Annotated in this window: 13 protein-coding genes; 6 read left to right on the top strand and 7 right to left on the bottom strand. The window is 38.9% G+C overall.

Annotated features, from left to right (window positions below; translation table 11 throughout):
* The first annotated feature begins 7 nt into the window (after positions 1 to 7).
* Entirely contained in the window at positions 8 to 778 is a 771-nt protein-coding gene (locus IO68_RS28850; RefSeq protein ID WP_023013813.1) for a sulfite exporter TauE/SafE family protein, read from the top strand.
* 149 nt (positions 779 to 927) lie between these two features.
* On the top strand, positions 928 to 1,374 hold the full coding sequence (locus tag IO68_RS28845; RefSeq protein WP_023013812.1) for a hemerythrin domain-containing protein: 447 nt from the start codon (positions 928 to 930) through the stop codon (positions 1,372 to 1,374).
* A gap of 26 nt (positions 1,375 to 1,400) precedes the next feature.
* Here IO68_RS28845 and IO68_RS28840 read toward each other — a convergent pair whose 3' ends face one another.
* From IO68_RS28840 to serA, 3 genes are all read right to left on the bottom strand, one after another.
* A complete protein-coding gene (locus IO68_RS28840) occupies positions 1,401 to 2,267 on the bottom strand; it encodes an EamA family transporter (protein ID WP_004877770.1) in 867 nt (288 codons plus the stop codon).
* A 90-nt stretch (positions 2,268 to 2,357) separates the two neighbouring features.
* On the bottom strand, positions 2,358 to 3,227 hold the full coding sequence (locus IO68_RS28835; protein WP_007480666.1) for an EamA family transporter: 870 nt from the start codon (positions 3,225 to 3,227) through the stop codon (positions 2,358 to 2,360).
* 115 nt (positions 3,228 to 3,342) lie between these two features.
* Complete coding sequence (gene serA, locus IO68_RS28830; protein ID WP_004877767.1) at positions 3,343 to 4,575, bottom strand: phosphoglycerate dehydrogenase; 1,233 nt, start codon at positions 4,573 to 4,575, stop codon at positions 3,343 to 3,345.
* 358 nt (positions 4,576 to 4,933) lie between these two features.
* On the opposite strand from serA, the gene IO68_RS28825 reads away from it, so the two are divergent.
* Entirely contained in the window at positions 4,934 to 6,343 is a 1,410-nt protein-coding gene (locus tag IO68_RS28825) for an FAD-binding oxidoreductase (RefSeq protein ID WP_004877763.1), read from the top strand.
* A 263-nt stretch (positions 6,344 to 6,606) separates the two neighbouring features.
* Here IO68_RS28825 and IO68_RS28820 read toward each other — a convergent pair whose 3' ends face one another.
* Positions 6,607 to 7,398, bottom strand: a complete 792-nt coding sequence (locus IO68_RS28820) for a hypothetical protein (protein ID WP_023013810.1) — start codon at positions 7,396 to 7,398, stop codon at positions 6,607 to 6,609.
* A gap of 134 nt (positions 7,399 to 7,532) precedes the next feature.
* Here IO68_RS28820 and IO68_RS28815 point away from each other — a divergent pair, with 134 nt between their 5' ends.
* A complete protein-coding gene (locus tag IO68_RS28815; RefSeq protein ID WP_023013809.1) occupies positions 7,533 to 8,297 on the top strand; it encodes a DNA polymerase beta superfamily protein in 765 nt (254 codons plus the stop codon).
* A 298-nt stretch (positions 8,298 to 8,595) separates the two neighbouring features.
* On the opposite strand, the gene IO68_RS28810 is transcribed toward IO68_RS28815, so the two are convergent.
* From IO68_RS28810 to IO68_RS28800, 3 genes are all read right to left on the bottom strand, one after another.
* Positions 8,596 to 8,910: a putative quinol monooxygenase gene (locus tag IO68_RS28810; RefSeq protein ID WP_023013808.1), complete on the bottom strand. Its 315-nt coding sequence runs from the start codon at positions 8,908 to 8,910 to the stop codon at positions 8,596 to 8,598.
* A 13-nt stretch (positions 8,911 to 8,923) separates the two neighbouring features.
* Complete coding sequence (locus IO68_RS28805) at positions 8,924 to 9,514, bottom strand: NAD(P)H-dependent oxidoreductase (protein WP_023013807.1); 591 nt, start codon at positions 9,512 to 9,514, stop codon at positions 8,924 to 8,926.
* A gap of 122 nt (positions 9,515 to 9,636) precedes the next feature.
* Positions 9,637 to 10,509 carry a DUF4349 domain-containing protein gene (locus IO68_RS28800; RefSeq protein WP_023013806.1) on the bottom strand — a complete coding sequence of 291 codons (873 nt, stop codon included), beginning with the start codon at positions 10,507 to 10,509 and terminating at the stop codon, positions 9,637 to 9,639.
* A 178-nt stretch (positions 10,510 to 10,687) separates the two neighbouring features.
* On the opposite strand from IO68_RS28800, the gene IO68_RS28795 reads away from it, so the two are divergent.
* A complete protein-coding gene (locus IO68_RS28795; RefSeq protein WP_004877746.1) occupies positions 10,688 to 11,059 on the top strand; it encodes a hypothetical protein in 372 nt (123 codons plus the stop codon).
* Positions 11,060 to 11,417: 358 nt separating this feature from the next.
* On the top strand, positions 11,418 to 12,647 hold the full coding sequence (locus IO68_RS28790; RefSeq protein WP_413540716.1) for an MFS transporter: 1,230 nt from the start codon (positions 11,418 to 11,420) through the stop codon (positions 12,645 to 12,647).
* Position 12,648: the final 1 nt, after the last annotated feature.

The raw sequence follows: 12,648 nt of genomic DNA, 5'->3' as shown, positions 1-12,648 counted from the left end.
TGTTTTTATGGAGTGGGAGCTGATACTGAGTCTCGTGTTCTTTGCCTTTTGTGCAGGAACAATTGATGCTGCTGTCGGTGGTGGTGGACTTATTCAGATCCCTGCGCTGATGAGTGCGTTACCTCAAACTGCACCCGCTACCATTTTTGGAACCAATAAGATCGCATCGATTTGTGGCACAGGCTCAGCTGCATTTTCTTTCGTCCGACGAGTCAAATTAAAGTGGTCACTGCTCGCAGTGATTGCGGTTTTTGCTTTTATTAGCTCGTTTGTCGGCGCAGCTTGTGTATCGATGGTACCAACAGAAGTGTTGCGTCCAGTAGTCTTAATCATGCTGATCGTGATTGCGATTTATACTTTTATGAAGAAGCAATTTGGACAAGTCCATGTTGATCAACAGATCACACCTCGGTTACTGATCTTTGCTGCTCTTGGGAGTCTTGCAATTGGATTCTATGATGGCATCTTTGGACCTGGCACGGGCAGTTTCTTTATTTTCTTTTTTATTCGCTTTCTTCAAGTTGATTTTTTGCATGCGTCGGCGTTATCGAAGATTGGTAATTTCATGACTAATCTTGCTGCGCTTAGTTTCTTTATCCCGACGGGACATGTATTGATAGCATTGGGATTGATGATGGCAGTTGCAAATATTGCAGGTTCATTATTGGGCGTGCGTTTAGCTTTAAAATACGGTAGCGGATTCATCCGTATTTTATTCCTGATTCTAGTCAGTATCTTGATTTGCCGATTGGGCTATCAAATTTTGGTTACTATCTGATTCAAAAGATAAAGGTTTACAACAAAAACACACCTAAACGATGCTGTCTAAAAAACAAACACTTTCTAAGATAAGTCTTTAGCCACACACCACAGTATGAGCTTTATGGCGTCTTGTATTGTGGTTGTTAGCCAACCTTAGAGGTAAACATGAATATCTTTGAAGCGCTTAGGGAAAGTCATGAACAGCAACGCAGTTTAGCAGATCAATTAATTAAAACTAGCGGATCAAGTGATGAGCGCAAAGAGCTTTTTGCTTTGCTCAAAAATGAACTATATGCACATTCAGTTGCTGAAGACCGTTATTTATATATTCCGTTAATGTTTGATGATGTGGGATTAGATATTACCCGACATGCATTAGCTGAACACCATGAAATGGATGAATTGGTTGAACAACTAGGAGATACTGAGATGAGTAATCCGAGTTGGTTGGCAATAGCAAAACAATTAAGTGAAAAAGTCCATCATCATTTAAAAGAAGAGGAGCATAAATTTTTTCAACAAGCAGGAAAAATTTTGGCAGATAGTGAAAAGGATAAATTAGGCAAAAAGTATCTTGCTGAATATCAGAAATACAAAAGTACTGATACCTAATTTTTCTATAAGGTGATCAATGCGGTTTACTGTGTTTGTGACTTTTCACCGCGTAAGGTTACACCAATGGACGCAAGCATAATACAAAGTAATGCGACCCACTGCAGTAAGCTAATTTGTTCATGCAAGATGACTAATCCCGCTAAAGCTGCTAGAGCGGGTGCAAGACTGGTGAGTGTTCCATAACTCAATTTACTTAACCGCTTGAGTGCCATTAAATCTAGCGCATAAGGGATTGCAGTGGCTAAGATCGCAATGACTAAAGCTTTGCCCCAGTATTGAGTATCTAGTAAAGCAGGTGCATTACTCCATAGACCAATTGGTAGCATCACAATGGTCGACATACCAATTGCAAGAGTTAATGCATGTAAACCAATATTTTGTTGGGCAACACGATGTCCAAAGAAGATATAGAGTGCCCAGAAGAAACCAGCACCTAGTGCGCAGGCTGCGCCGATATATGAAAAGTTTTGTTGCTGTGCATCATGCCAAGGTACCATGAGTGCAATGCCTAAAATCGCAAATGCCACCCAAATAAAATCGCTGCGCTGCTTGATTGAAAGCAAGGCCAAACCAAGCGGGCCAATGAACTCTAAACCTACAGCAATACCTTGAGGCAGCTTACCAAGCGATGTATAGAATAAAATATTCATACAACCTAAAGATGCACTATAGAGCAGTAAATCACGCCATTTTAAGTATTTCAGCTTAGAGATGATGGTCCATGAGCGGAACATGATCGCAACGATAATGGTTGCGAAACTCAGCCTTAAAATCGTCACGGTGAGTGGATCAAGCGTGGTAATCAACTGTTTGGCAAATGATGCGCTAATTTGATAAGCCACCATGGATAAAACCATGTACAACACTGCAATCAACTGGAGATTTTTCATGGGAGACCGATCAGACGAATAAGTTAAGCTAAGGTGTAGGCGAGATGATCATACTGTGAGATCTGTATTATTTTAAGATGTTGAGGCATTTTATTTAGCCTCTTTTTGTTGGCGCGCATGTTGTGTCGTAAAGGTACACCCAATCGATGCAATGATGATAGTGCCCAACGCCAGCCATTGATTCCACAAAAGCATTTCACCTAAAAATACAAAGCCAGAAAGTGCGGCTACCGCTGGTTCTAAACTCATTAATGTACCAAAGCTAAGCGGTGTTAAGTTGCGTAGTGCAATCATTTCTAAGGTGAAGGGTAATGCACTGGCTAAGATTGCAAGTCCTATAAAATAATAGAGGCTTGGTAATTCAAAGACGCGATCTATTGCACCTGAATATACCGCAAAAGGGAGTAGGCACAGCATGCCAATTGTCATACCAAGACATACAGTGTGATTGCCTGAAATACCAGATGGTTTTTGTCCAGCGATAATATAAAGTGCCCAACAAGCACCGGCACTGACAGCAAAAAATACACCGACCAGATCTATACCCTGTTGTGCTTGTTGCATTGGGAAAAGCAAAATTAGGCCTAAAATCGCAAAGCCAACCCAAATGAAATCAAAACGTTGCTTGGCATGATAGAGCGCAACACTTAATGGCCCAATAAATTCAAAAGCAACAGCAATTCCGAGAGGCAAACGTTCTAAAGATAAATAAAACAGACCATTCATCCCTGCAAGTGCAACACCATAACTGAGGATTGCTTTCCAGCGAACGTGTTTAAAGTTAATTTTCCAGATTCGGAAAATGATGGCCAGAATCATTGCACCAAAAAATAGGCGCATCGCTGAAACAGTAAGAACGGGAAAGCTTTGGAATAAAATCTTTGCAAGTGAACCACTGCCTTGTACACATAACATGGCGATCATAAGTAGTAACACAGCATGTAGAGGTGTCTTGAGCATGGGAGAAAGTCTTATTTTTTGAACAATTGGTATATTATTCACATAATAATTCAAACGCCCATAAAAAAGCCACAGCATAAACTGTGGCTTTTTCTATATTGTTCTAAATTTGCTATTAGAACAATACACGCACGCGAATCGTGCCTTCAACTTGGCTTAGGGTATCAAGCGCTTCTTGAGATGCAGATGCATCTACATCCATAACAAGATAGCCAATATCACCTTTAGTCATTAAAGACTGACCAGAGATGTTGATGCCTTGTTCAGCGAACAATGTGTTGATCTTCGATAACACACCTGGCACGTTTTTGTGGATGTGAAGTAAGCGATGTTGACCATCAGAAAGTGGTAATGCGATTTCTGGGAAGTTCACAGCAGAAAGCGTCATACCTTTGTCTGAGTAAGCAACAAACTTCTCAGCAACTTCTAAACCGATGTTTGCTTGCGCTTCCATCGTCGAACCACCAACGTGCGGTGTTAAGATTACGTTGTCTAAGCCACGAAGTGGTGATTGGAATTCTTCACCATTCGCTTTAGGCTCTTTAGGGAATACGTCAACCGCAGCACCAGCAATGTGACCTGCTTTGATTGCATCCGCTAAATCTTCAATCACAACACATGTACCACGTGCTGCATTTAAGAAGATTGAGCCTTTTTTCATTTTCGCGAATTGTTCTTTCTTGAAGAAGTTACGCGTAGAAGGAACATCAGGAACGTGTAATGTTACAACATCAGCAGTTTCTAAAAGTTCATCTAAAGAGCCAACTTGACGTGCATTACCTAATGGTAATTTAGTCACAGCATCAAAATAGATCACTTTCATACCTAAGCTTTCTGCTAAAACAGAAAGTTGCGAACCGATCGAACCGTAACCAACGATACCTAAAGTTTTACCGCGAGTTTCAAATGAACCCACAGCAGATTTATCCCAACCGCCAGCATGAGTTACTTTCGATTTTTCAGGTACGCGACGAAGCAACAGGATTGTTTCAGCAAGAACCAATTCTGCTACCGAACGCGTATTTGAATACGGTGCGTTGAAAACTGGGATACCGCGAGACATCGCTGCTTTTAAATCGACTTGGTTTGTACCAATACAGAAACAACCAACGGCAATCAATTTATTCGCTGCTTCAAAAACTTCTTCAGTCAATTGAGTACGCGAACGAATACCAACAAAGTGAGCATCTTTGATCGCTTCTTTCAAAGCTTCGCCTTCAAGTGCTGTTTTGTGGTAATCGATGTTGGTATAACCCGCTGCATTTAATGTATCGATGGCATTTTGATGTACGCCTTCTAACAATAGGAAACGGATTTTGTCTTTCGGTAGTGATAGATGTTGGCTCATTACGGCTCCGCTACAAAGGCCAAAATTTAGTTGCAGTACTATAGCATAGAGCTTGGTGTTATAGATATTTCGTTTAAAATTACCTCACTAGAATTGTTGATAATTTTTCAGCAATACATGAATTTTATTGGTTATACACATTTTGTTATTACAGTATCCTTATCCTGCGCTTTATCCCTTGCGCGCTTCTATGTAAAATATAAATATCTAATGTTCAAATCTAAATATATCTAGCTTTGAGCTGTTCTGTAGAGCTTCTATATTTTGGATGATGTTATTTTTCTTTATTTAAGATATTGAAAAATATTAACTTGCAATCCAAAAGCCCGATATTTACTTCTTACTAGGCCTGTAAACGATGAATGCTTCAGTCGCTTTAACACCTGAGTTATTGACCCAATTAACGGCAATTGTGGGTGAAAACCGTATTAAAACCGATGCCGATAGTTTGGAAAATTGGGGGCGAGATCATACCAAACATTTTGATCCGAACCCATCAGTCATCGTTTTTCCTTCAAGCACTGAACAAGTTCAATCCATTGTTAAACTTGCCAATCAATTTAATGTTGCGATTACACCATCTGGTGGTCGTACAGGTCTTTCAGCGGGTGCTGTGGCAAATAATGGTGAGATCGTCATTAGCTTTGACAAAATGAACCAAATCCTTGAATTCTTCCCAGCGGATCGTATGGTGCGTGTTCAAGCGGGTGTCGTAACTGAGCAATTACAGGATTATGCTGAACAACAAGGCATGTATTATCCAGTTGATTTTGCATCGGCAGGTTCTAGTCAAATCGGTGGAAATATTGGTACTAATGCAGGTGGTATCAAAGTAATTAAATACGGCATGACACGTAACTGGGTCTTAGGTCTAACGGTTGTCACAGGTAAAGGTGATATCCTTCGTTTAAATAAAGGCATGATTAAAAATGCCACAGGTTATGCCTTACAGCATTTATTCATCGGTGGTGAAGGAACTTTAGGTTTAATCACTGAAGCTGAAATCAAGCTTGAGCGTCAACCACAAAACTTGCAAGTGATGGTTTTAGGCACGCCAGATTTTGATGCAGTGATGCCTGTATTGCATGCTTTTCAAAAAGAAATCGACTTAACGGCATTTGAATTCTTTGGTGAAGTGGCAATGCAAAAAGTTTTGGATCGTGGTCATGTACAGCGTCCATTTGAAACAGCTTGCCCATTTTATGTATTACTTGAATTTGAAGCGCCATATGAGCCAATCATGGACAAAGCCATGCAGATTTTTGAGCATTGCATGGAACAGGGCTGGGTTGTTGATGGAGTAATGAGTCAAAGCTTGGATCAAGCACAAAGTTTATGGCGTTTACGTGAAGATATTTCTGAGTCAATTGCGCCGTTTATTCCTTATAAAAATGATATTTCAGTATTGATTACGCATGTACCTGCGTTTATTGCGGAAATTGATGCTATCGTTTCTCAAAACTATCCAGACTTTGAAATCTGCTGGTTTGGTCATATTGGTGACGGTAACTTGCATTTAAATATTTTAAAACCTGAAAACTTAACTAAAGATGAGTTCTTTGCGAAGTGTCAGGTGGTGAATAAATACGTGTTTGAGACTGTGAAAAAATATGATGGTTCAATCTCTGCTGAGCACGGTGTGGGGATGACCAAAAAGCCATATTTGGAATATTCACGTTCACCTGAAGAAATTGAATATATGAAAGCATTGAAGTTGGCTTTTGACCCGAATGGGATTATGAACCCAGGAAAATTATTTGATCTTTAATGCTTGATTAAATAAAAGAATCTCTGCTAAAAGCGTATCGTAAGATGCGCTTTTTTATTGTTTAAATATATATTTTAGAAAATTTCTATATAGCCTAATACTTATTAGCTAGAGAGTTTCTGTGGGTTAAGATGGGTATTTTCTACTTTTGAAGGATCAAAAGTAGGCAAAAATCCTTTGTGGAACTGACAGTACATCCTTGTACAGCAGTTCCACATAGCGGCATCCGTGCCGCTGGCACGATAGTAAATTTGAGCTTTGACTTATCTGTCCCTATACGCTTTCCAACCCGTCAAAATATGATAAATCAATGGTAAAAGACACACGGAAAAGAAGCCACAAATTGCAACGACCCATACAGGTAAATCACGCGGATTACCTAAAAAGAAATAAGCAAAAACTGCGTAAGACAACATAGCAAACATTGCCATTGTGCCAAGTGTGAGCGTTACTCTAAAAATCAAAAAGCTCGCAAACGCCTTATACGGCTTCATCTCTCGATTCATCCCATAGGCAATGATCATCAACAAGACAAAACCCAATATAAACAACATAAATACAGCAGCAGCAAAAAGCAGCATGCTCCGCCAACTCTTTTCCTGAGCATTATGATCGCCATCTTTATAAACGACAGTCAGATGATCGCCGATAATAGGAACATCACCAGAGCGGATTGAATTATCTATAGTGATAGTTTTGTTGTATTGATCTTTAAATTGCACTTGAGCGGTGTGCATTAAAGTTTGTGTTCTGTATTTTCTGCCATTTGAATCGGTACGTTCAGTATCAACCCATTCGGAGTTATAGCTCACGATTTTGGCATCATAGGTTGGCTTAGTTGCCAAATCATAAACAGCCTGTGAAACCCAATAGCAGAATGGAAAAAATAAAGCGCTGATGCTAAAAACAACAGCAAATAAATAAGCAAATTCGAGTTTACTACTTTCACGATTGTCGGCTAAACGTTTTAGCCAAAGTCTTGTTAAAGCAAAAGACCAAACACATAAGATCACAAGGACAATCAAAAAAATTTGCCCCGCATGAGTCAGTTGCATGATTGATCCTATTTGTTATATTGAATGAGTTGATTTTATCGAATGGTTATCTTTTTAAAATCAAATGAATTAGAACAGTAAAAAATATTATTGTCTCTCGCAAGTCTTAATTTTTGAACAATGAAGTTATCCAAATGAATATTCATCATGAAATAGAAAAACTTTTCCAGCAACGCCAAGACATCCCATTATTTTATATTGAAAGTGGGAGTCGTCTATGGGGTATGGCTAGCCCTGACAGTGACTATGATGTGCGTGGCTTCCATTTGCCGAGTAAAGATCAATATTTTGGCTATAAAAAATATCGTGATTTGATTGAGATCATGGATGGGGATTTTGACTTCGTTTCATATGATCTCGATAAAATGTTTGGACTTTTGGCAAAAAGTAATCCTACCGTTTTGGAGTGGGTGAGGGCGCATATTGTTTATTTTAATGCCTTTCCAGAGTGGCAAACCTTTCGCGATGGATTGCTAGAACGAATCGATTACAGTGCTTTGTATCATCACTATTTATCACTGGCAAAAGGTGGCATGAAAGTGATGCAAACTGCGGATAATTTCACCTATAAAAAAGTGTTTTATTCGATCCGTGGATTGATGTCGGCAGAGTTAGCAACGCAAGAAGTCATGCCTGAATTATTGATTACCGATTTATTCGCCCAAGTCTCTGAGCATGATCCATTACGTCATTGGGCAGAAGATTATTTGGAAATTAAAAAACAGCAAAAAGAAAAAGCTCAACTTCCTGAAATGGAACAAACTGCGATTCTGAATTTACTGGAAACCAAAATAGAGCAATTGGCTGCTAAAGAAATGCAAAAAGTTGATCGTCGAGAGAGTTTAGAACGTTATTTAACGGAATATAGTCGCCATTTAAAGCAGCATTATTATCAGTAAAAAATGTCTTTTGCTATTTAACAGGGGGAGATAAAAGGCATTTCCTCTGAATTTATACATTAATCTGCTTGTGCTAAATGTCATCCACAACCTGCGTGCTATTGGTAATATATTGTTTTTGCAAAATAAGTAAATATATCCCAGTAGTGAACAGGTTTTGTGGGTGACGAAGTTTTTGGTTACTTTTTTAAAAAAGTAACGTAAGTCTATAGGTTATATAGGATGCATCACAGTAAGACACTGAAAAGGAAACTATGATTTCCTTTCTCCTGTAAGACCATCAAGTGATTAGAGGTTTTTAAAAACAAGCTTCTAAAATACGCACTTTGACATTAGCCACATGCGCTTTGGTCGCTTCAAAATGTTGCTTCATGTGTGCAGTTTGCATATGCGCTACTAAATGTTCAGTGCTTTGCCATTTCTCCAGCATTACGATGCTATTCTGATTGAGTGCTTGCATTTCTATTGCAGGTGAATGGTCAATCAAAGGTTCATAGCCATGACAACCATCTTCAGCCAATACGGTTGGGATGATTTTTTGGAAAGCATCTAATACAGCTTGGCGATGCCCAGCGCCTTCGTGAATATAAATTTCAGCAATAATTGTCAACATGATATTTTCTCACTTAATGGATTGATGTGAAAATCTGATCTAAATGGTTTTTATATGCCTCAAGGTAACTCGGTACGTTCGGCATTTTGATCACATCATTCACGATAAATGTAGGTAATGATTCCATCCCTAAAAATTGATTAGCTTTATGGAAAGGTAAATAAACACCATCTACACCAACCCCATGAAAAAATTGCTCAGGATCAGTGAACGCTTCCATTGGTGCATTCCATGTCAGCGATAACATGTATTTTTTACCTTGTATCAAGCCGCCAGAACCATATTTTTTCGATGCATCAGAACGACTACGACCATCACTGGCATACAGTGAACCATGACCAATGGTAAAGATATCATCAATATATTTTTTCATAGTCCACGGTGCACCCATCCACCAACCTGGCATTTGGTAAATCACGACATCCGCCCATAAATATTTTTCAATTTCGGCTTGAATATCATAGTCACTGTCGGTACGAGTGACTTGTACCTGATGCCCTAATGTTTTTAAATGGGATGCTGAAAATTCAGTAAGCGTGTCATTTAGCTCACCCTTAGAGTGAGCGAACTGTTTTGCACCATTAATAATTAAAATATTGCTCATGTGATGACTCAAAATAGATTTCTAAAACTGGAGCGCATTTTAGAAAATCTATTCATGAGTAAAAATGCATAAATAAGCAAAATACTATTGATTAAAAATCAACAATTGTGCGTTGAATACATTTATCCTTGAGATTGCTTTCTTGTTTTGTACCAACGGCGAATCCACCAAAATAGTGCGATTACGATATATAGCGGCCAGAACATCACTAACCAAATAATGGTTTCTTTAAAGCCATACAGTCCCATTTTAATTGCTTCCCAAACACGACTAAGGAGTGGGTCACTATCCAAGGTCGCAATACGATTGATATTGAGATCATGGCTTTTTCGGACTTGTGCTTGTTGGAAATACTCAAGACGAATGGTGCTATAAGCTAAACGGTCTTTGACTTCAAGATCAGTGAGTTGTTGTAGCTGATTGTTGACTGCATTTGATTCAGTGTTGCTTTGATTCGCTGTATTAAGTTTTTCTTCGAGTAACTTTAATTCGTAGCGCTTTGCTTCATAGGTCTGGGTATTAAAGTTCAGCATCAATGGCAATAAGTTATTGAGAAAGCTGGTGACTTGTTCATTCGGAATGCGCACAGTCAGTTGTGCGATAGGTGTGATTTTTTCATAAATATCTACACTGCCGTCAATACGATCTCGTTCAGAACGATCGCTGATCTGATAATCGATTTGTTTGCTTTCGATATAACCATTGTATTGTAATAACTGTTGTTCGAGGGTTGAGGTCGTCTTTAATACATCTTTGACTTCAAATTGCAGTTGTGAAGTTTTAACCAATTTGCGGCTTTTTTCTAAAGGATTCTGTTGTGGGCTAAGTAATTGTTTGGGATTTTCTGCAATATTTTCTTGTATTGCTTTACTAAACTCTGCGCTTTCTGTTTCAAGGGCGGCATCATTGGCAAAGCTTTCTTCCTTTTTTGAACAGCCAACCAAGATTGTGGTGACGAGTAAAATGACGGTTAAATTTTTAGATAAATCAGGCATAAGTTATGTCCTAAAACGCGATATTGATTATAAAAATATAGGTTTTTTAATCGTTTGTGATCACTATAGATAAAGTGCTAAATATCACAAATCTGTTGCAAGTCATATACATATTGTTGCTTTGCAGTTCAGCTTTGCATAGTAGCATAAACATATTGGGTCTGTGGGAGCGGCGAGAATGAATAAAATTTGGATGGCTTTGGGGTGTAGTTTATTTCTAGCGGCTTGCAGTCCACCAATTGCTCAGTCGCAGCAGCAAGCAGCCGTACAAAAAAGTACAGCAATGCATGCCGTTTTATCAGATCAGCCCAATTTGTTTCATGACGAGACCAATTTAAAAATAAATCAACAATTCAACAGTGCAGAAAATCCAACGGATGCTGAAATTACAGTGGAACAAGCACAGCTAGATGATTCTGTTATGGCAATCCGAACCGAGTACGAGTTAAAAAGAGATCAAGACGTTTGGAAAATCGTCAATAAAAAACAAAGCTATCAATGTGCACGAGGGGAGAATACCGAAAAATTCCAGTTTGAACTTTGTCCTTAATAGGGGGACTTAATTTGAACATGCCTAAAAGATCAACAAAACTGTGGATAACTTCTTTGTTATTCACACATCAATACAATTCATTCGGCTTGATTAAATTGCAGTCATTTTAAAAAAGTGCTAGATTTGCGCTTGGCGATTTTGCCAAAAGGTAAAACATTTACCAGTCTCACGTAAATAGATTGTTTTTCTTATATACACCTTGTGAATACGGTGTTTTCACATTTACAACATGCTTTCTCTCAGCATGAAAATCAAAATTTAATTTAAATCTAAACCATGATTGTGGTGATGATCCTGTTTTCGTTTGTTGAAAATGGGACGAACGCCAGTTGGTTATTTTTGTGAATACAACATGATGACGAATAATCAGAATATGACGTTAAACCGTATAACGCTCATGTTTCCTTTAGCCTTGGTGCTATTTGAGTTTTCAGTTTATATCGGTAATGACTTGATCCAGCCAGCGATGCTGGCGATTACAGAACAATTCGGTGTGAGTGCAACGTGGGCACCCTCGTCGATGTCATTTTATTTGTTAGGTGGCGCGAGTGTCGCATGGTTGTTAGGGCCTTTATCAGATCGCCTCGGCCGAAAGAAAGTGTTATTGGCGGGTGTGGCATTTTTCACGATCTGTTGCTTGCTCATTTTACTGACCCACAATATTGAGCAGTTTCTTGCCTTGCGTTTCTTACAAGGGATTGGATTAACTGTCATTTCAGCAGTCGGTTATGCTGCGATTCAGGAAACCTTTGCTGAGCGTGATGCGATTAAAGTGATGGCTTTAATGGCGAATATTTCTTTATTAGCACCCTTGCTCGGTCCTGTCTTAGGTGCATTCTTAATTGATTATGTCTCTTGGCATTGGGGCTTTGTAGCGATTGCCTTGGTGTCTTTCTTGAGTTGGTTTGGCTTAAATAAATTTATGCCAGCACATCAGGAAAGTCGTGCCAAACAACCGTTCAGCTATATGTTTGATGACTTTAAAAAAGTCTTTACTGACCGTCAATTTTTAGGGTTTACCTTAGCACTGCCTTTGGTGAGTATGCCGTTGATGCTATGGATTGCATTATCGCCGATTATCTTAGTTGATGAATTAAAACTGAGTAGTGTGCAGTATGGTCTAGCGCAATTCCCTGTGTTCTTTGGTTTAATTGCAGGAAATATCGTTTTAATCAAAATTATTGATCGTTTTGAATTAGGCAAGACCATTTTGATGGGCTTACCGATCATGTTTCTCGGCACGTTATTCTTGATCGCTGGTGTGATCTGGAACGCTTATCTTGTTCCTTGTTTATTGATTGGAATGACGTTGATCAGCTTCGGTGAAGGGATTAGTTTCTCAGTGATGTATCGTTTTGCCTTGATGTCTTCTGAAGTTTCGAAAGGAACGGTTGCCGCATCAGTGTCAATGTTATTAATGATGAGCTTCTTTGTGATTATTGAACTGGTTCGTGTGTTATATACACATTTCCATATCTGGGCATTTGCTTTAGTCAGCTTTGTATTGATCGCGATTTGGTTTAGCACCCCACGTCAAGTCTTGTTGCAGCATATGCAAGTTCGTCAGCAACAAGGATTGAATTAAT

The sequence above is a fragment of the Acinetobacter sp. COS3 genome (assembly GCF_000475335.1).
Taxonomy (GTDB): Bacteria; Pseudomonadota; Gammaproteobacteria; order Pseudomonadales; family Moraxellaceae; genus Acinetobacter; species Acinetobacter venetianus.
The sequence above is the reverse complement of the archived record's forward strand: the minus strand, read 5'-3'. Positions and strand labels throughout refer to the sequence as shown.

What these genes read in the sequence shown, in the direction of transcription:
- IO68_RS28850 (WP_023013813.1), top strand. Translation starts at nt 8, where the DNA reads ATGGAGTGGGAGCTGATACTGAGTCTCGTGTTCTTTGCCTTTTGTGCA.
- IO68_RS28845 (WP_023013812.1), top strand. Translation starts at nt 928, where the DNA reads ATGAATATCTTTGAAGCGCTTAGGGAAAGTCATGAACAGCAACGCAGT.
- IO68_RS28840 (WP_004877770.1), bottom strand. Translation starts at nt 2,267, where the DNA reads ATGAAAAATCTCCAGTTGATTGCAGTGTTGTACATGGTTTTATCCATG.
- IO68_RS28835 (WP_007480666.1), bottom strand. Translation starts at nt 3,227, where the DNA reads ATGCTCAAGACACCTCTACATGCTGTGTTACTACTTATGATCGCCATG.
- serA (WP_004877767.1), bottom strand. Translation starts at nt 4,575, where the DNA reads ATGAGCCAACATCTATCACTACCGAAAGACAAAATCCGTTTCCTATTG.
- IO68_RS28825 (WP_004877763.1), top strand. Translation starts at nt 4,934, where the DNA reads ATGAATGCTTCAGTCGCTTTAACACCTGAGTTATTGACCCAATTAACG.
- IO68_RS28820 (WP_023013810.1), bottom strand. Translation starts at nt 7,398, where the DNA reads ATGCAACTGACTCATGCGGGGCAAATTTTTTTGATTGTCCTTGTGATC.
- IO68_RS28815 (WP_023013809.1), top strand. Translation starts at nt 7,533, where the DNA reads ATGAATATTCATCATGAAATAGAAAAACTTTTCCAGCAACGCCAAGAC.
- IO68_RS28810 (WP_023013808.1), bottom strand. Translation starts at nt 8,910, where the DNA reads ATGTTGACAATTATTGCTGAAATTTATATTCACGAAGGCGCTGGGCAT.
- IO68_RS28805 (WP_023013807.1), bottom strand. Translation starts at nt 9,514, where the DNA reads ATGAGCAATATTTTAATTATTAATGGTGCAAAACAGTTCGCTCACTCT.
- IO68_RS28800 (WP_023013806.1), bottom strand. Translation starts at nt 10,509, where the DNA reads ATGCCTGATTTATCTAAAAATTTAACCGTCATTTTACTCGTCACCACA.
- IO68_RS28795 (WP_004877746.1), top strand. Translation starts at nt 10,688, where the DNA reads ATGAATAAAATTTGGATGGCTTTGGGGTGTAGTTTATTTCTAGCGGCT.
- IO68_RS28790 (WP_413540716.1), top strand. Translation starts at nt 11,418, where the DNA reads ATGACGAATAATCAGAATATGACGTTAAACCGTATAACGCTCATGTTT.